Raw genomic sequence first — 18529 nt, 5'->3', positions numbered from 1 at the left:
GGTTAGAGTTCCGAGGCCGGAACGCCGACGCCGAGGATAATCGGTTCGTTTGTGGCCGGTTTGGCCGTCGGCGTTGTTGCTGCTGCCGGGGCCTTTGCCTCGTGTACCGAAACGGCAGCCTGCGGCGCCGCCCGGCGCTGCTCTACCGAGGTTTCGTTGGCTGCTCCCTGCGCGCGGCTGGCGCTGCGGTTGCGCCGTCCGCGGCGGGCACGGGAGGCGCCGGCCTCGGGGGCCGCCTCCGTCTGGGAGCCTGGCGCCTGGGCGCGGCCCGGGCCGGTTCCGCCGGCACGCGCCGGAGCCGCCGGTGCAGTCCGGGCTGCGGCCGCCTTCGCAGCCGGTGCAGCGGGATCCGCCGCGGAGACTTCCCCGCTGTCACCCAGCTGGGCGAAAGCCTCGGTCAGCAGGTCCATGGTCAGCGCGGGCGCACCCGACTCGTCGGCATGCTCCACAAACGGCAGTGCGACTTGTTCGCCGCCGAAGGTCAGCACGGCGCCGGGACGTCCGGCAGCCTCCTCCGTTGCGGCCAGCTCGACGGCTGCCTCAACAGCGGCCTGGCGGACCCCGGCGTCGACTCCCGTGGCCGCTTCATCGTCATGCAGATGGGCAGCATGCGCCGCCGCAGCGATATTCGCCAGCGCGTGGCGGGTCGCCTCGGCCTTGGCATGGCGTTCGGCGTCGGTGGGCTCGGGGTGCGCTGCGGCCGGCACCGACTGTTCGTCCGTGCCCTGGCCGCCCCGTCCGCGGCGGCGGCTCTTGCGTTCGGTCCGCGGGGGGGCAGGCTGCTCCGCACGGGGAATGTGATGCTCGGCGGCAACGACGTTGGCGCGGCGGTGCTCCACCGGCTCGTCGTGGGTCACAATGCCGCGGCCGGCGCAGGCCTCGCACTGTTCGCCGAAAACTTCCAGCAGCCCGGTACCCATCCGCTTCCGCGTCATCTGCACGAGGCCCAGCGAAGTCACCTCCGCGACCTGGTGTTTGGTCCGGTCCCGGCCCAGGCACTCCACCATGCGGCGCAGTACCAGGTCCCGGTTCGATTCAAGCACCATGTCGATGAAGTCGATCACGATAATGCCGCCGATGTCGCGGAGCCGGAGCTGCCGGACAACTTCTTCGGCCGCTTCGAGGTTGTTTTTGGTGACGGTTTCCTCAAGGTTGCCGCCGCTGCCGGTGAACTTGCCGGTGTTGACGTCCACCACTGTCATGGCTTCGGTGCGGTCGATTACGAGCGAGCCGCCGGAGGGCAGGAAAACCTTGCGGTCCAGTGCTTTGTGGATCTGCTCGTCGATGCGCCAGGCACCGAAGATGTCCGAGTCCTTGGTCCATTTCTCCAGCCGGCCGACAAGGTCGGGGGCTACGTAGGTGACGTAGGCCTCGATGGTGTCCCACGCTTCCTCACCGGAGACGATCAGCTTGGAGAAGTCCTCGTTGAAGACATCACGGACTACCTTGATGGTCAGATCGGGTTCGCCGTAGAGCAGTTCGGGGGCAAGGATCTTGGTTGAGCTCGACTGGCCCTCGATCCCTTCCCACTGGGCACGGAGCCGGTTGATGTCGTGCGTGAGTTCTTCCTCGGACGCACCCTCCGCGGCGGTGCGCACAATAACGCCCGCATCCTCGGGCAGGCGGTCCTTGAGGATCCGCTTGAGGCGGTTGCGTTCGACGTCGGGCAGCTTGCGCGAGATTCCGGTCATGGAACCGCCGGGTACGTAGACGAGGTAGCGGCCGGGCAGCGAGATCTGGCTTGTGAGGCGGGCGCCCTTGTGCCCGACGGGATCCTTGGTGACCTGGACCAGCACGGAGTCGCCGGACTTCAGCGCGTTCTCGATCCGGCGCTGCTTGCCCTCGAGGTTGACGGACTCCCAATTGACCTCGCCGGCGTACAGCACGGCGTTGCGGCCGCGTCCGATGTCGACGAAGGCGGCTTCCATCGACGGCAGTACGTTCTGGACCTTGCCCAGGTAGACGTTGCCGATCAGGGAATCCTGCTGGGTCTTCGAGACAAAGTGCTCGGCCAGCACGCCGTCCTCGAGGACGCCGATCTGGATTCTGTCATCGCGCTGGCGGACGATCATTTGGCGGTCCACCGATTCGCGCCGGGCCAGGAACTCGGCCTCGGTGATGACGGTGCGGCGGCGTCCGGTATCGCGGGATTCGCGGCGGCGCTGCTTTTTCGCCTCCAGGCGGGTGGAGCCCTTGAGCGAGGTGACACGGTTGTTCACCGGAGCCTCGCTGGCTGTGCGCGGCGCGCGGACGCGCGTCACCGTGTTGGGCGGGTCGTCGTCCTCCCCGCCGGTCAGTTCCAGATCCTGCTCGCCGCGACGGCGGCGGCGACGGCGGCGGGAGGTCACGCCGTCTTCGAGCTGCTCGCCAGTGCCTTCTTCAGCGTCATCCGCGTCGTCGGATTCGTCTTCGGATCCCGGTTCGCTCTCAGCTCCACGGCTGCTGCGGCCGCGGCGACCGCGGCTGCGGCGACGGCGGCGGCTTCCGGCGTCCTCGCTCTCGCCTTCTTCGTCGTCGTCGTCGTCAGCTTCCGCTGCGGCGGCAGCCGGGGCCGGGACAGGGCGGGCCGCGGCGGCCAGGTCGGGTGCCTGGAAGATCATCGAGGTGACCGCTCCCGGCTCCATGAACAGCGAAGCGGCAGCCGAGGCTTCCGCCGGGGCTTCAGCAGCCGGGCTTTCAGCTGCCGGGCTTTCAGCTGCCGGGGCGGCTGGGGCTGCTGCCGGGGCCTCGGCGGCAGTTTCATCCGCGACCGGGCTGGCGGCGGCGGTAACGCCTGCGGTTTCCGTGGCGGCGGCTTCCGGTTCCGCACTGGCGGCCCCGTCAGCTGCGGTCCCTGCGGCCGGGGCCTTGGCCTTGGCGCGGCTGGCGCGGCGACGGACGGGCTTTTCGGCCGGGGCGTCGGCGGCCTCGGCTGCGGCTGTCATTCCGGCAGGGACATCAGAGGGAACGTCCGGGGTCTGTGCCGGGTCCGCAGCAGGAACGGATTCGGCCGGCTCGGCTACCTTGCGGGCGCGGGAGCGGCGGGCGGGGGCCTTGGTTTCGGCGGCCGGAGCGTCCGGCACCTCCGCGGGGACCGCGGTGTCCGCGACGGTCTCCGCGGCGCCTGTACCGCTTTTGGGAAGGGTCTTGCGGCGGGTCCGGACGGGCCGTTTCGGCGGTGACGCGGCCGCTGATTCATCAGCTGCCCCGGCACTTGCGGCCAGCACGTCTTCGTTGCCTGTTACAACCTGGTCATTATCCATATATGGCGACACTCCTGCCCCTGACATGCCGCCACATCCGGCACCCGTTGAGGCAAATATTTGTCAACACCCGCGGGCATTGACAGAAGTCAATTGAATACCCTCAGGTTCGCACCGGCAGTGGGGTGCGGCAGCCCTGGAGAGCCGGCGGAATTGCTCTGAAACCCGTTGATCTACACACCACAACCAGGTGCCGTCCAATGGCATTGCGGGACAGCCTGGATCAGAGGATCCGTGGCTCCCTGCTCATCATTGGCGGTCTTGGGAACAAAATCGCCGGACCGGGACCCGGATGTGGATCGGGTTCCAGCCACGATCATTGTCTCACAGGACACGTCCGAGCAGGCGTAAGCGGGGCATCCGGCCTGCACCGTGGACCGAATCCCCCATGAAGGCAACAGCGTCCGGACTCCCTCCAGGGTCCGGCGATACAATCGGACCAGTTGCATCCAAGCGAAGGACATCCATTCCATGCCCAGCATCTCCAGCGCCACCGACGAGGCAGCCGTGCGGCAGCAACGCCGCGGCACCTCAGCCGACGCACGTCAGCTGCCGCCGATGACCCGCGACCGCCCGTTCGCGTGGCTCCTGCTGATCACCGGCGTCGTTGGCTGGCTGGCCTCCGGGGCCCTGGTACTGGAAAAGCTCGAGGTACTCAAGGATCCGAACCATGTAACAGTCTGCGATGTGAACCCATGGATCTCCTGCGGGCAGGTTATGCAGACCTGGCAGGGTTCGGTGTTCGGCTTCCCCAACATGCTTATGGGGATCGTGGCCTTTGCGGTCATCATCACCACAGCCATGGGAATCCTCTCCGGAGCCGCGTTTGCCCGCTGGTACTGGCTGGGCTTGCAGGCCGGCGTAACCCTTGGCTTCGGTTTTGTGGTCTGGCTTTGGTCGCAGGCGCTGTACTCCATCCATATCCTCTGCCCGTTCTGCATGATCGTCTGGGCCGCCATGATTCCGCTCTTCGTCTGGGTCACAGTCCGCAACGTAACGCACGGCGTGATCAGGCTGCCGGCGGGCCCAACCAGGATCCTGGGCGACTCCGGCTGGGTCCTCACCGCGCTGCTTTACGTCGCCGTGGTTGCCACCATTTTCTTCGCGTTTATCCAGGTCTTCATCGGAACCTCCGGCTACTGAGCCGAAGTACACCGGTTAACCGCCGCGAGGTGACAGCTAAGGCCAATGTTCGAATCGAACATTGGCCTTAGCTGTCACCTCGCGGCTGGGCGGTCAGGACCTTAGAACCAGATCTTGATTTCGCGCTCCGCGGACTCCGCCGAGTCCGAGCCGTGAACGAGGTTCTGCTGGACCTTCAGGCCCCAGTCGCGGCCGAAGTCGCCGCGGATGGTGCCCGGCGCCGCCGTCGTGGGGTCGGTGGTGCCGGCGAGCGAGCGGAAACCCTCGATCACGCGGTGTCCCTCGAAAATCGCGGCTACTACCGGACCGCTGAGCATAAACTCGACGAGCGGCTCGTAGAACGGCTTGCCCATGTGCTCCTCGTAGTGCTGCTCCAGCAGTTCGCGGCTCGCATCAACCTTCTTCAGCTCGGCCAGGGTGTAGCCCTTGGCTTCAATCCTGGCGATGATGCTGCCTGTCAGGTTGCGGCTAACGCCGTCGGGCTTGATCAGGACGAGGGTGCGCTCAATGCTCACAGCTGCTCCAATGTGTAGGGGTGGGGTTCGGAAATAAGTCTAGTTGCTTTGGCCCTCGGGGTGGGATGCGTCCCAGGCGGCCTGGTCGTGGTCCCGCTGGGCGGCTTCCCGGTCAATCCGGATGCCGGTGCGGATGCCGTACCACCAGGCCAGCGCGAAGAGGCCACCGACCAGGAACATCGCCGGTTCCAGGATCCCTGCCAGGATCAGCACGATTTGCAGGATCCAGCCCAGCGCCACACCCCACGGCCGGGAAAGCACCGCGCAGGTGAAGGCGTAGATGAGGCTCAACGCGATGCCAACGGAGAAGATCAGGACCGGCGGGAATTCGTCCCGCCGCAGCCCGAACACGGTAAGGGTGCCGAAAAGGATCACAAACGCTTCAAGGAGCAGCACCGTGGAGGCGAACATAACCTTGGTGGAGCGGCGTTTTTTGGGCATACCGGGGCGCCACTCGCGCTGGGCCTTGGTAAGTTTCGCCATGGTCTACGCGTCCGCCTTTCCGAGCAGGATCCGGGCTTCCGCGACGAGCGTGATGGAGCCGGTGACCAGGACGCCGCCGGCGAGATCGTCATTGGCTTCGGCGCGTTCCACCGCCCATTCGAGGGCGTCGTCGAGCTTCTCGGCCACGTGGATGGTGTCCTCGCCGTACCCGAGGTCCACCGCGAGTTCCGCAAGGTCCTCGGCCGGCACGGCGCGGGGCGAATTGGACTGGGTGAAGCAGTACTCTGCGGAGAGCCCGCCTAGGGATTCCTTGAGTTGGCGCAGGATTTCCTCGGCGTCCTTTTCCCGCAGCACGCCGACCACCACCACAAGCTTTGTGAAGCTGAACGCTTCATGGATGGCTTCGGCCGAGACCCTGATACCTTCGGGGTTGTGCGCGGCGTCCACGATGATGGTCGGTGCGGTCCGCACCACTTCGAGCCGGCCCGGCGAGGTGACCGAGGCGAAGGCCTCCTGCACCAGCCCGGGGTCGAGCGGCTTTTCAGCGCCGAAGAAAGCCTCCAGCGCAGCGATCGCGACGGCCGCATTCTCGGCCTGGTGGGCCCCGTGCAGGGGCACAAGAAGGTCCTCGTAGCGGCCCGCGATGCCCTGGATGGTGACCATCTGGCCGCCGACGGCGACGGTGCGGTTTTCGACGCCGAACTCAACGCCCTCAAAGCGGAACGGGACGGCCGTTTCCTTGGCTTTCTCCAGCAGCACCTGGGCCGCGTCCCGGGGCTGCGCGGCGCTGACCAGGAAGCCGCCCGGCTTGATGATGCCGGCCTTTTCGTGGGCGATCTCCTCGGTTGTCTCGCCCAGCAGGTCCGTGTGGTCCAGCGAGATGGGCGTGACCACAAAGACCTCGCCGTCCCCGACGTTGGTCGCGTCGGTGATCCCGCCCAAGCCAACCTCAATGACGGCTACGTTGACCGGCTGGTCGGCGAAGACTGCGAAGCCCAGTATGGTGAGGCATTCGAAGTAGGTCAGCCGGGGCTGGCCCGCGGCCTCAAGTTCGCTGTCCACGATGGCAAGGTAGGGCCGGATCTCGTCCCAGATCCGAACGAACGTCTCATCCGGCACCGGAGCGCCGTCGATGCTGATCCGTTCGGTGACCTTGGACAGGTGCGGGCTCGTGTAGCGCCCGGTGCTCAGGCCGTGGGCGCGGAGCCCGGCCTCGATCATCCGGGCAGTCGAGGTCTTTCCGTTGGTGCCGGTGACGTGGATGATCGGGAACGCCTTGTTCGGCTCCCCCAGGATGTCCATCGCCCGGTGCAGCGGGGCCAGCCGCGGCTCCATCTTGTTTTCCGGGGCACGCCCCAGCAGCTCGGCGTAGACACTTTCTACGGAGAATTCGTCGGTCATGGCTTAGGCCTCAATTTTCTCGACGGCGATGTGCAACTCGGTGCCGTCTCCGTTGGAGGACAGCCGGAGTTCCACGGTGAGCGTTTCGGTGGATACCAGGTTTTCGTGCACCCGGATGGCGTCGATGACGTCCACGGGCGCCGCGACGGTGGTCATGATCCGGTCGCTGACATTGAGCCCGGCGTCCTTGCGGGCCTGCTGGATGCTACGGACCATGTCCCGGGCCAGGCCCTCGGCCTCGAGCTCGGGTGTGACCTCGGTGTTGAGCACCACAAACCCACCGCCCGGGAGCACGGCTGCCGCGCGGGAACCGGCGCCTTCAGCGGCTTCGGCGACGACGGTTTCCAGGGTGTATTCCTGCGGCTCAAGATCGAGCCCGCCGACGGTCACAACACCTGCATCGCTGACTGACCAGTCGCCGGACTTGGCGCCCTTGATGGCCTGCTGGACGTTCTTCCCCAGCCGCGGCCCGGCGGCCCGGGCGTTGACTACGAGCTTCTGCTCGATCCCGAACTCCGCCGGCGAGGCGCTCCCGGCGTCGAGCAGGCGGACGGACCGCAGGTTCAGTTCGTCGGCGACAACACCGGCGAAGCCCGCCAGCGCGTCGGCGCCCGGTGCCACAACAGTGAGTTCCTGCAACGGCAGCCGGACCCGGAGGTTGGCGGCCTTGCGCAGTGAGGATCCGGTGGAGCAGATCTGCTGGATCTTATCCATCGCCTCGACGAGTCCCGGGTTGGCCGGGAACAGGTCCGCGTCCGGCCAGTCGGCCAGGTGCACGGAGCGCCCGCCGGTGAGGCCGCGCCAGATCTCCTCGGAGACCAGTGGCAGCAGCGGGGCCGCGACCCGGCACACCGTCTCCAGCGCCGTGTAGAGCGCGTCGAAGGCGTCGGGGTTTTCGTCGAAGAAGCGCTGCCGGCTGCGGCGGACGTACCAATTCGTGAGCATGTCCAGGTAGCTGCGCAGTTCGTCGCAGGCGCCGGAGATGTCGTAGCTGTCCAACTGGGCGGTCATGTTCCGGACCAGGTCGCCGGTGTTGGCCATCAGGTACTGGTCCAGGGTGTCGGCGTAGCCGTCGTGGCGCAGCTTGGCATCGTAGCCAGACGCTGTTCCATCCACTGCGTTCGATGCGTTCGTGTACAGCGTGAAGAAGCTGTAGACGTTCCACAGCGGCAGGATGACCTGGCGGACGCCCTCGCGGATGCCCTGCTCGGTGACTACGAGATTCCCGCCGCGCAGGATCGGGCTGGACATCAGGAACCAGCGCATCGCGTCCGAGCCGTCCCGGTCCAGGACCTCGGAAACGTCAGGGTAGTTCTGCAGGCTCTTGGACATCTTCTGCCCGTCCGAGCCCAGGACGATGCCGTGGCTGATGACGTTGCGGAAGGCGGGCCGGTCGAACAGCGCGGTGGAGAGGATGTGCAGCATGTAGAACCAGCCGCGGGTCTGGCCGATGTACTCGACGATGAAGTCCGCCGGGTTGTGGGTGTCGAACCATTCCTCGTTCTCGAACGGGTAGTGGACCTGACCGTAGGGCATGGACCCGGAGTCGAACCAGACGTCCAGAACATCCTCGACCCGGCGCATGACGGATTGGCCTTCCGCCGGGGTCCGCGGATCATCCGGGTTCGGGCGGGTCAGTTCGTCAATGAACGGCCGGTGCAGGTCGACCTGGCCGTCGTTGTTCAGCGGCAGGCGGCCGAAGTCGGCTTCGATCTCGGCGAGCGAGCCGTAGACGTCGGTGCGCGGGTAGTCCGGATCGCTGGACTGCCAGACCGGGATGGGGCTGCCCCAGTAACGGTTCCGGCTGATCGACCAGTCGCGGGCGTTGGCGAGCCATTTGCCGAACTGGCCGTCCTTGACGTTGCCCGGGATCCAGTTGATCTCCTGGTTCAGCTCGGACATCCGGTCCTTGAACTTGGTAACCTCCACGTACCAGGAGGACACGGCACGGTAGATCAGCGGGTTGCGGCAGCGCCAGCAGTGCGGGTAGCTGTGCTCGTAGCTGGCTTGGCGGACCAGGCGGCCCTGGGCGCGAAGTACCTGGGTGATGGGCTTGTTGGCTTCGAAGACCTGCAGCCCGGCGATCCCGGCTAGGTCGCCCTGGCCGAACAGCGGCAGGAACTTCGCCCCCTCGTCGACCGAGAGGACCACGGGGATCCCGGCTTCTTCACAGACTTTCTGGTCGTCTTCACCGTAGGCGGGTGCCTGGTGGACGATGCCGGTGCCGTCGGTGGTGGTGACGTAGTCCGCCACAAGAAAGCGCCAGCCGTTCTCGGTGCCGTACTTCTCAGCGTCGGAGAAGTAGTCCCAGAGCGGTTCGTAGGTCAGCCCTTCGAGCTCGACGCCGGTGTGCCGGGAGGTGACGGCGGCTTCGGCAGCCGCCACACCCTCGGCGCCGTCGCCGTAGCCGAGGTCCTTGGCGTAGGCGCCAAGGAGGTCCCCGGCGAGCAGGAAACGCCCGGTGACCGGGGCGTCGGCGGATGCGGCTTTGATTCCCTGCGGCCCGGCCGGCAGCACAACATAGGTGATGGCGGGCCCGACCGCGAGCGCCAGGTTCGTGGGCAGCGTCCAGGGTGTGGTGGTCCAGGCGAGCGCCTGGACCCCGGCGAGCTGCTTTGACAGTTCCGAGTCCCCAGCAGTGATGGGGAAGGTGACCGTAACGGTCTGGTCCTGGCGGTTTTTGTAGACGTCGTCGTCCATCCGCAGTTCATGGTTGGACAGCGGCGTCTCGTCCTTCCAGCAGTACGGCAGCACCCGGTAGCCGTTGTAGGTGAGGCCCTTTTCGTGCAGTTGTTTGAAGGCCCAGAGCACGGACTCCATGTACTCGACGTTGAGTGTTTTGTAGTCGTTCTCGAAGTCGACCCAGCGCGCCTGGCGGGTGACGTAGCTCTTCCATTCGTCGGCGTACTTCATCACCGAGGCGCGGCAGGCGTCGTTGAACTTGTCGATGCCCATCGCCTCGATCTGGGTTTTATCAGTCATGCCCAGCTGTTTCATGGCTTCCAGCTCGGCGGGCAGCCCGTGGGTGTCCCAGCCAAAGCGGCGTTCGACGCGGCGGCCGCGCTGGGTCTGGTAGCGGCCCACGAGGTCCTTGGCGTAGCCGGTCAGCAGGTGGCCGTAGTGCGGCAGGCCGTTGGCGAAGGGCGGGCCGTCGTAGAAAACGAACTCGTTGCTGCCGGGCTTTCCGCCGGGACGGTCGGAGTCGCGCTGATCGATGCTGGCCTGGAACGTGCCGTCCTCATCCCAGTACCTGAGGATGCGCTCTTCGATCTCCGGGAACTTCACGGAGGCCGGTACACCAGAGGTGCTCGCGGCAGAGGTGGTGGCGCCTGCGCCGGACGGAGCAGCGGAGGCCTTCGGGTAGTAAGTCATCTCGACATCCTGGGTTGAGCTAGTGAACAAGTGGATTCATTCAGGATGCGAGGACGGCTCCTGCACTGTCTTTCGACAACACCGGCACCGCGGTACCACCTCACTTACCGTCACCGCGTGCGCCCCTTGGAGGGACCAACGGCGGCGGCCGCTCATTACTGCTGTGACGGGCTTACCCGTCCGGTTCTACCGGTCCCGGTCCGCTGAAAGCGGCATGAGGACGTTCTTCCGGAAGCTCACCGGTGATGGCCGGGTCGAAGCTGCTACAAGAAGTCTAACAACTGTCGCGGCTCCGTTGTGCCTGCACCGAGTCCCGCTGCTCAGGATCCTGGGCCGGGCCACCCCGCGGTCATTATCGACCACGGGGTAACCAAGCCCGTCGGTGCGCTACGGCCGCTCAGCGGCCGGTCTTGAGCTCGAAACTGCGCGGCAGCTTTATGCCGGATTCGGCCATAACGTCCCGCAGCCGGTCGGGGTAGTCCGTGATGAGGCCGTCTACCCCGAGGGCGATCAGGGCGCGCATGGTGGGCTTGTCGTCGACGGTCCACGGAATGACCTGCATGCCGGCGGCGTGTGCCCGGCTGACCATGTCGGCGGTGACATACGGGACGTAGTCCTGATCGGTGACTGCGCCATCCTGGGGCGTGCCGTGTACCGGGGACACGGCAGTGACCCCAAGGGAGGCCGCGGCCGCGACCAGATCCCCGCCAAAGTCGTCCGCGTCGATACCGCCGAGCCACGGCGAGCTGCCGGGCTGGCCGGCCTCAAGGAAGTCCTTGTTGGTCAGGGCAACGGTGGGGATCTGCGGCTGGCGTTCCCGGACCAGGCGCAGCGAGCCCCAGTCGAAGCTTTGGATGGAGACCCGGCTTTGCATGTGCGCCTTGTTGATTTCCTGCAGCGCGACGTCCACGAACTGCTCCCGCGGGGCGGTCTCCTCCGGCGCTCCGGCTTCGACCTTCGTTTCGATATTGAACCGGACCTGGCTGGCACGGTAGGACCGGGCCAGCGCAAAGACCTCGGCGAGGGTGGGCATTTTGGCGCCTGGGGACGCTGCCTGGCCCGGGAATTGAGGCTGGGTCAGCGAGCCGCAGTCCAGGCTCCGGACCTGTGCGAAGGTCAGGTCCTTGACGTATTTGCCGACGTAGGGAAACTGCGGGTCGCCCGCCGTCACCGGCGCAGTGTCCTGGCACTTTTTGTCGCTGATCTTGCGGTCGTGGGTGATCACCTCGCGGCCGTCTTTGGTGATCTGGAGGTCAAGTTCAAGCGTCGAGATACCGGTCTCGAGGCCCTTCGCGAACGATGCCAGCGTCGACTCGACGGTGAGACCGATGCCGCCGCGGTGCGCCTGAAGGTCAAAGTGGTGGTCGGCGCCTGGGCCCGAATCGCGGGAACGGGTATCGGCGGCGTCGGCCTGGGCCGTGGTGGCGAGGAGCAGGGCAGCGCTCAGTACTGCGGCGCCGAGCTTGGTCGTGGTGCGCATAGGGATGAGTCTCCACTCTGGTGGTGTGCAGTTGCACCCGCCACGGTCCCCGCCCGCGGCCAACAGCGCACCACCCCTGGCCCACGGCAGAGCCAAGTGCAGATGAACGCCGGGCGTCCGGTTTCCGGCCGGCCAGTCCGGACCCGGCCAGAGTCCGGCGGACCCCGCCTAGCCAGTCCGGACCCCGGCGGACCCCGGCGGACCCCGCCTAGTTTTTGCGGATCAGCTTGTGGTTGGCGGCCTGCGCGACCGGCCGGATCACAATCTGGTCGAGGTTCACGTGGTGCGGCGCCGTGACGGCGTAGCGGACGACGTCCGCGACATCCGCTGCGGTGAGCGGCTTCTCAACTCCCTGATAGACCTTGGCGGCAGAGGCCTGGTCCCCGAGGCGGTTCAGGGCGAACTCCTCCGTCTGCACCAGGCCGGGGGCCACCTCAATAACGCGGAGGTTGTGTTCGGCCTCTTCGAGGCGCAGCGCACCGGTCAGCGCGTGCTGGCCGAACTTTGCCGCGTTATAACCGCCGCCCCCCTCATAAGCGGACAGCCCGGCCGTTGACGTCAGATTCAGGACCGTACCCTCGCCAACCGCACGCAGCATCGGCAGGAAGGCCCGGATGAGCTTTAAGGTGCCGAGAACGTTGACCTCGAACATCCATTCCCAGTCCTCGGTCTTTGCCCCGGCCACCGTGTCCGCGCCGCGGGCGCCGCCGGCAATGTTGATCAGGGTGTCGATCCCGCCGGCGCGGGTCACCTCGTCCACCAGCCGGGCAACGGCGGCGTCGTCGGTCACGTCCGCCGGAAGGGCGACGGCGCCGGTTTCCGCGGCGAGCGCCGCCAACCGGTCCGCGCGGCGGGCCACGGCGTACACCGTCCAGCCCGCGCTCCGGAGCGCCCGCACGGTGGCCTCGCCGATTCCGGTGCTGGCGCCGGTTACTACTGCCGCTTTGTGCTGGATTCCCTCAGTCATGGCACCACCCTAGTGGATCAGCGCACGGTGCTGGATTCCAGGTCCTCGTCCTCGAGGCCGAGGACCTTGAGCTTGCCGCTCTTCCGGTCGGCGAGGTACTCCTTCATTTCGCGCTTGATGACCGGCAGCAGCAGGTAGACCCCAAGCAGGTTCACGAAGGCGCAGACGAACAGTGCAGCGTCGGCGAAGTTCAGCACCTGGGTGAAGGTCAGCACGGTTCCCACGACGGTAAAGAACAGGAAGACGCACTTGTAGCTGACCTCGGAGGCCTTGCTCCGGCCGAAGAGGTATTCCCAGGCCTTGAGCCCGTAATAGGACCAGGTGATCAGGGTGGAGAAGGCGAACAGCGAGACTGCCACGGCCAGCACTGCGGGAAACCACGGGAGCACGGTAGCAAAGGCGTCAGAGGTCAGAATGACGCCGTCGGGGGCGCCCTTCCCGGCCTGTACCTGATCCATGCCGGCCTGGAAGCTCGGTGCACCGCCGATGATGATGGCGAGTGCTGTCATGGTACAGATGACCACCGTGTCGATGAGGGGTTCGAACATGGCCACAAAGCCTTCGCTCACGGGCCGGGTGGTCTTGACGGCAGAGTGGGCAATGGCGGCTGACCCCAGGCCGGCTTCGTTGGAGAACGCGGCGCGCTGGAAGCCCACGATCATCACGCCGACGACGCCGCCGGTGAGGCCTTGCGGATTGAACGCACCGCCAATGATCGATCCCATTGCGGCGGGGACATGGTCCAGGTTGGCGAGGATGACGAACAGGCAGGCGAGTACGTAGATAATTCCCATGGCCGGGACGAGTTTGCTGGTGGTGGCCCCGATCGACTTGATGCCGCCTAGGATCACGGCGGCCACCAGGGCGGCCAGGACGACCCCAAAGATCAACGCGGCCCCGGCGCTGCCGAGCGGACCGTCCTCGCCGCCCGTGACGTTTTGTACCTGGGCGAACGTCTGGTTTGCCTGGAACATGTTGCCGCCGGCGATACCGAAGATCAGGATGGCGACTGCGAAGATGCCGGTGAGCGTCTTGGCCGGGAACCGTCCGAACTTCTTGAACGCGATGGGCAGGTACTTGAACGGCCCGCCCGTCACCGTCCCGTCAGCGTGGACTTCCCGGTATTTGACCCCGAGGGTGCACTCGGCAAACTTCGTGGCCATGCCAAGCAGACCGGCAAGGATCATCCAGAATGTCGCTCCGGGGCCACCGAGCGCCATAGCCGCGCCGACGCCGGCGATGTTGCCCAGCCCCACGGTGCCGGACAGTGCCGAGGTCAACGCGTGGAAGTGCGGAACCTCGCCGGGATCGGATTTTGACGAGTAATGGCCGCGGATCACCTCGTGGGAGGTCTTGAGACCGCGGAACTGGATAAAGCCGAAGTAGACCGTGAAGATCACACCGGCGGCGATGAGCCAGGCCACGACGGCCGGAAAGCTCACCTCACCGATAGTGATGGGGAAAAAGACAATATTTGAGAAAGTCTCGGTGACCGGCTGAAAGACCGTATCTGCCGCGCTTTCTACGGCCGACAGCCAGCCGATCTCGTCGGAGGCAGCTTGTGTTGGCAGCGCTTGGTAAATTGACATTCCTCCACTAGAACGTCAATCGAACGTGATCGCAATCACATTTCGAATACCCTACGGAATTTGCGTCTGTCTTTGGTAGGTATCTGACACGGTTCTCGGTGGCGGAATCGTGTAAGGACAGGCGTACAGACAATCGATCCGACTTCGGTGTTGATGCCCCGCCTTCCCGCCGTTGCCCTGCGGGGTCCTCCGGCCATGGAAGAATTGCCCCATGGCTGAAGACACGCAGGGTACAGACACGCCCACCACCGCCCCCATCAATGTTCCGGACAAGCCCGCCCTGGAAGGGCTGGAAACCGCGCTTACCCGGCGCTGGCTTGACGACGGGACCTACAAGTTCAACCCGGACACCACCCGGGAGCAGGTCTACTCGATCGATACTCCCCCGCCCACCGCGTCGGGTTCGCTGCACGTCGGCCACATGTTCTCCTACACCCAGACCGACGTCCTGGCCCGCTACCAGCGGATGACCGGCAAGAATGTCTTTTACCCGATGGGCTGGGACGACAACGGCCTGCCCACCGAGCGACGCGTGCAGAACTACTTCGGTGTGCGCTGCGACCCAACGACCGCATACGACGCCGGCTACCGCCCCCCGGCGGAGCCGGCCAAAAACCAGCGCGACTTCGACGTCGTCTCGCGCCGGAACTTCATCGAACTCTGCGAGCAGCTCGCGGTCGAGGACGAAAAGGTCTTCGAGAACCTGTTCCAGACCCTCGGCCTGTCCGTGGACTGGGACCTGACGTACCGCACCATCGACGACAAGTCCCGTGCCATCTCCCAGCGTGCCTTCCTGGCGAACCTGGCTGCCGGCGATGCGTACATGGCCGAGGCGCCCACCCTGTGGGACGTGACCTTCCGCACCGCTGTGGCCCAGGCCGAGCTGGAGGACCGCGAAGTTGCCGGCGCGTACTACCGCTTCCCCTTCTTCACCGAAGGAGGCGAGAAGATCTTCATCGAGACCACCCGCCCGGAACTGCTGGCCGCCTGTTCCGCGCTCGTGGCCAATCCCGACGACGAACGCTACAAGCCGCTGTTCGGCACAAAAGTCACCTCCCCGCTGTTCGGCGTCGAGGTGGAAATCAAAGCCCACCCGCTCGCCAAGGCGGACAAAGGCTCCGGCATCGCCATGGTCTGCACCTTCGGGGACCTCACCGACGTCACCTGGTGGCGCGAACTCCAGCTGCCCACCCGCGCGATCGTGGGCCGTGACGGGCGCATCCTGGGCGAGACGCCGGAGTGGATCACCACTGCCGAAGGCCGCGCCCACTTCGAGGCGATCGCCGGCAAGACCGTGTTCAGCGCCAAAGAAGGCGTGGTGGAGCTGCTGGCGGCAGCGGAACTGCTCGACGGCGAACCGAAGAAGATCATGCACCCGGTGAACTTCTTCGAGAAGGGCGACAAGCCCCTTGAAGTTGTAACGTCACGCCAGTGGTACATCCGCAACGGCGGCCGTGACGCCGAACGCCGTGAGCGGCTCATTGCCCGCGGCCACGAAATCGAATTCCACCCGGCATTTATGCGTTCCCGCTACGAGAACTGGATCTCCGGACTGAACGGGGACTGGCTCGTTTCCCGCCAGCGCTTCTTCGGTGTGCCCGTGCCCGTCTGGTACCCGCTGGACGCCGACGGCAACCCCGACTTCGCAGCTCCGATCGTCCCGTCCGACGCGCAGCTGCCGGTGGATCCGGCGGCTGATGCGGCACCGGGGTACGAAGAGTCCCGGCGCGACGTGCCGGGGGGCTTCACCGGCGACGCCGATGTGCTCGACACCTGGGCCACCTCGTCGTTGACACCGCAGATCGTGGGTGGCTGGAGCACCGACGAGGCGCTCTTCGCCAAGGTCTTTCCGTTCGACGTCCGCCCGCAGGCCCACGACATCATCCGGACGTGGCTGTTCTCCACCGCCGTCCGCGCGGATGCCCTGCAGGACGTCGCGCCGTGGAAGCACGCGGCCATCTCCGGCTGGATCCTTGACCCGGACCGCAAGAAGATGTCCAAGTCCAAGGGCAACGTGATCGTCCCGACCGAGGTGCTCAACGAATACGGTTCGGACGCCGTCCGCTACTGGGCAGCCTCGGCCAAGCTCGGCGCGGACACCGCGTATGAGATCGCGCAGATGAAGATCGGCCGGCGCCTGGCCATCAAGCTCCTGAACGCCTCCAAGTTTGTGCTGAATCTCGGCGCCACCGAAGACTCCGTCGTTTCGGCTGACCTCGCGGTGCTCAGCAACCCCCTGGACCGGGCCGTGCTGGCCCAGCTCTCCGAGGTGGTCCGCCTGGCCACCAAGGCGTTCGAAAACTACGACTATGCCCGCGCCCTGCAGATTTCCGAGAGCTTCTTCTGGCACTTCACCGATGACTACGTGGAGCTCATCAAGGACCGCGCCTACGGTGCCGCAGGCGGGACTGAACAGGCTTCAGTCCTGGCAGCACTGGCGACGAGCCTTGATACCCTGCTGCGCCTCTTCGCCCCGTTCCTGCCGTTCGCCACGGAGGAAGTCTGGAGCTGGTGGCGGACGGGTTCGGTGCACCGTGCACAGTGGCCCTCCGCCGTCGAAATCGACGGTGACACCACGTTGCTGGCCACCGTAGGGACCGCGCTCAGCGGGATCCGGAAAGCCAAATCGGAGGCCAAGGTCAAGCAGCGCACCGAGGTCCTGTCGGCGACCATCACGGCTCCGGAGTCCCTCACAACGCAACTGAAAGCCGGCCTGGCCGACCTGAAGGCCGCGGCCAACGCCCGGGAACTGATTCTCGTGGGCGGCGACGGCGAACTGACCGTCGGCGATGTTGTCCTGGCCCCGGTCGAGGAGACCGGGCAAGCCTGACGGCTGTCCGCCCGGGAGGCCAAAAGAGGGTCCTCCGCCCGGCTACCGCCGGGCGGAGGACCCTCTTTTGGTCTGACTGATCCTTGCCTTCCAGGGCCTCAGATCCCGGCTGCGGCCCCGAAGTGCGTCAGCACCGGCGGTGCGGCCAACAACTCCGCCAGTCCGCTTGCGCCGGCGCCTGCGCGCCACGCGCGGTAAGCGGAGTCGTGTTCAATCGATTCCCACCGTTCCACCACCAGAAAGTGCGCGGGGTCGTGGCTGTCGACAAGGACATCAACACCGAGGCAGCCGTCGAAGGCGCGCGTGTCGCCGAGGATACCGCGGAGCACCTCCGCCGCCGTGGGCAGGGCTTCTGCCTTGAGGGTCAAGTCAAGGTGGGCTGTGATGGGCATGGAACTCCAATGGTCGCAGGTGGTCACAAGGGACAGCCGGCCTGAACGCCGGCCAACACGGCACCCGGAGCGGTGCCCTGCCATTGGTGGCAACAGCGCTGCCGGGCCAGTTGTTCCTGCGGCTCTGCTGAATGGGCGCGATGTGAACCGGTCCGGTTTGGGGCAACCCGCATTTTGTCCTAATAACCCGCATTTTGGGCAAAGGGGAAGCCCCATCAGCGTTTTGCCGTTGGTGGGGCTTCGACTTTCGATTGCCACGTGACGTCTCAGGCAATCTGGCGGGATCCTTGGATTTCCAGGTCTTCCTACCTCGTCACTGGTAGCCATCATCTGACTGTGCCGTAGGCTGCGTCGGATAAGTGTCACTGAATCGTTGGTTCCCGCGTCCCGCTTCTTCCGAAGTGGGTAAGTTCAATTGTGATCCTGCCCTGCCGGATACGCAAGAGCCCCGAAGGAACTACACGCGGGTAGTTCCTTCGGGGCTCTGGTTGTCCCGCGGGCTTCTAGCTGAACACGGGGCTTTCGGTCCGGCTGCGCTTAAGTTCGAAGAAGTACGGGAACGACGCCAGGGTCACTGTGGCGTCCCAGAGCCGTCCGGCCTCCTCGCCGCGCGGAATGCGCGTTAGTACCGGGCCAAAGAAGGCGGTGCCGTTGAAGGCGACCACCGGTGTGCCGACGTCCTGCCCGACCAGCGAGATGCCTTCCTCGTGGCTGCTGCGCAGTTCGGCGTCGAACGCGTCGCTCTGGCCGGCGGCCGCCAGCTCCGCCGGGAGGCCAACCTCCGCGAGGGACTTCGAGATAACCTCGGCGATGTCAGCATTGCCTTCGTTGTGGATTTTGGTGCCCATGGCGTCGTAGAGCGCCTTCACGTATTTTTCGCCGTGCTGCTGGGCCGCGGCCATGATAACCCGCACGGGGGCCCAAGCCTTGGTGAGGAACGCCTTGTACTCCTCCGGGAGCTCCTCACGGCCCTCGTTCAGCACGGCCAGGCTCATAACGTGCCACTGGACGCTGATATCGCGGACGTCCTGTACCTCGCCAATCCAGCGGGAGGTCACCCACGCGAAGGGGCACATCGGGTCGAACCAGAAGTCGGCTTGGTTAGTCGTTGCTTCTTGGGTCAGGGATTCAGACACGGTTGTTCTCCTTAAGGA

The 18529-nt window shown here is 65.8% G+C and carries 12 protein-coding genes; 2 read left to right on the top strand and 10 right to left on the bottom strand.

The window, feature by feature from the left end; genetic code table 11:
* Positions 1–2: 2 nt before the first annotated feature.
* Positions 3–3242: an Rne/Rng family ribonuclease gene (locus QMG72_RS01980; protein ID WP_283479490.1), complete on the bottom strand. Its 3240-nt coding sequence runs from the start codon at positions 3240–3242 to the stop codon at positions 3–5.
* 471 nt (positions 3243–3713) lie between these two features.
* Here QMG72_RS01980 and QMG72_RS01975 point away from each other — a divergent pair, with 471 nt between their 5' ends.
* Positions 3714–4385, top strand: a complete 672-nt coding sequence (locus QMG72_RS01975; protein WP_283479488.1) for a vitamin K epoxide reductase family protein — start codon at positions 3714–3716, stop codon at positions 4383–4385.
* Positions 4386–4486: 101 nt separating this feature from the next.
* Here the strand turns inward: QMG72_RS01975 and ndk are convergent, their stop codons facing one another.
* From ndk to QMG72_RS01940, 7 genes are all read right to left on the bottom strand, one after another.
* Positions 4487–4900: a nucleoside-diphosphate kinase gene (gene ndk, locus QMG72_RS01970; protein ID WP_283479487.1), complete on the bottom strand. Its 414-nt coding sequence runs from the start codon at positions 4898–4900 to the stop codon at positions 4487–4489.
* A 39-nt stretch (positions 4901–4939) separates the two neighbouring features.
* The gene (locus tag QMG72_RS01965) at positions 4940–5383 is read right to left on the bottom strand and encodes a DUF4233 domain-containing protein (protein ID WP_282360268.1); all 444 of its coding nucleotides are present in this window, start codon (positions 5381–5383) and stop codon (positions 4940–4942) included.
* A gap of 3 nt (positions 5384–5386) precedes the next feature.
* Positions 5387–6745 carry a bifunctional folylpolyglutamate synthase/dihydrofolate synthase gene (locus tag QMG72_RS01960; RefSeq protein ID WP_226774577.1) on the bottom strand — a complete coding sequence of 453 codons (1359 nt, stop codon included), beginning with the start codon at positions 6743–6745 and terminating at the stop codon, positions 5387–5389.
* Between the two features lie 3 nt (positions 6746–6748).
* Positions 6749–10117 (bottom strand): isoleucine--tRNA ligase, encoded by a 3369-nt coding sequence (ileS, locus tag QMG72_RS01955; RefSeq protein ID WP_283479485.1) that lies wholly within the window; start codon positions 10115–10117, stop codon positions 6749–6751.
* 397 nt (positions 10118–10514) lie between these two features.
* On the bottom strand, positions 10515–11597 hold the full coding sequence (locus QMG72_RS01950) for a glycerophosphodiester phosphodiesterase (protein WP_283479484.1): 1083 nt from the start codon (positions 11595–11597) through the stop codon (positions 10515–10517).
* 208 nt (positions 11598–11805) lie between these two features.
* A complete protein-coding gene (locus tag QMG72_RS01945; RefSeq protein WP_283479483.1) occupies positions 11806–12564 on the bottom strand; it encodes an SDR family oxidoreductase in 759 nt (252 codons plus the stop codon).
* A 17-nt stretch (positions 12565–12581) separates the two neighbouring features.
* Entirely contained in the window at positions 12582–14153 is a 1572-nt protein-coding gene (locus QMG72_RS01940; RefSeq protein ID WP_226774581.1) for an alanine/glycine:cation symporter family protein, read from the bottom strand.
* A gap of 211 nt (positions 14154–14364) precedes the next feature.
* Between QMG72_RS01940 and valS the strand changes: the two genes are divergently transcribed.
* Positions 14365–16983 (top strand): valine--tRNA ligase, encoded by a 2619-nt coding sequence (valS, locus tag QMG72_RS01935; RefSeq protein WP_283479482.1) that lies wholly within the window; start codon positions 14365–14367, stop codon positions 16981–16983.
* Positions 16984–17081: 98 nt separating this feature from the next.
* Here valS and QMG72_RS01930 read toward each other — a convergent pair whose 3' ends face one another.
* Together QMG72_RS01930 and QMG72_RS01925 are read right to left on the bottom strand one after the other, a co-directional pair.
* Complete coding sequence (locus QMG72_RS01930) at positions 17082–17375, bottom strand: putative quinol monooxygenase (RefSeq protein WP_283479481.1); 294 nt, start codon at positions 17373–17375, stop codon at positions 17082–17084.
* A 503-nt stretch (positions 17376–17878) separates the two neighbouring features.
* Entirely contained in the window at positions 17879–18511 is a 633-nt protein-coding gene (locus QMG72_RS01925) for a mycothiol-dependent nitroreductase Rv2466c family protein (RefSeq protein WP_226774584.1), read from the bottom strand.
* Positions 18512–18529 lie beyond the last annotated feature (18 nt).

The organism is Pseudarthrobacter sp. PH31-O2 (assembly GCF_030063265.1).
Lineage (GTDB): Bacteria > Actinomycetota > Actinomycetes > Actinomycetales > Micrococcaceae > Arthrobacter.
This window is presented reverse-complemented; position numbering and strand designations above follow the sequence as displayed.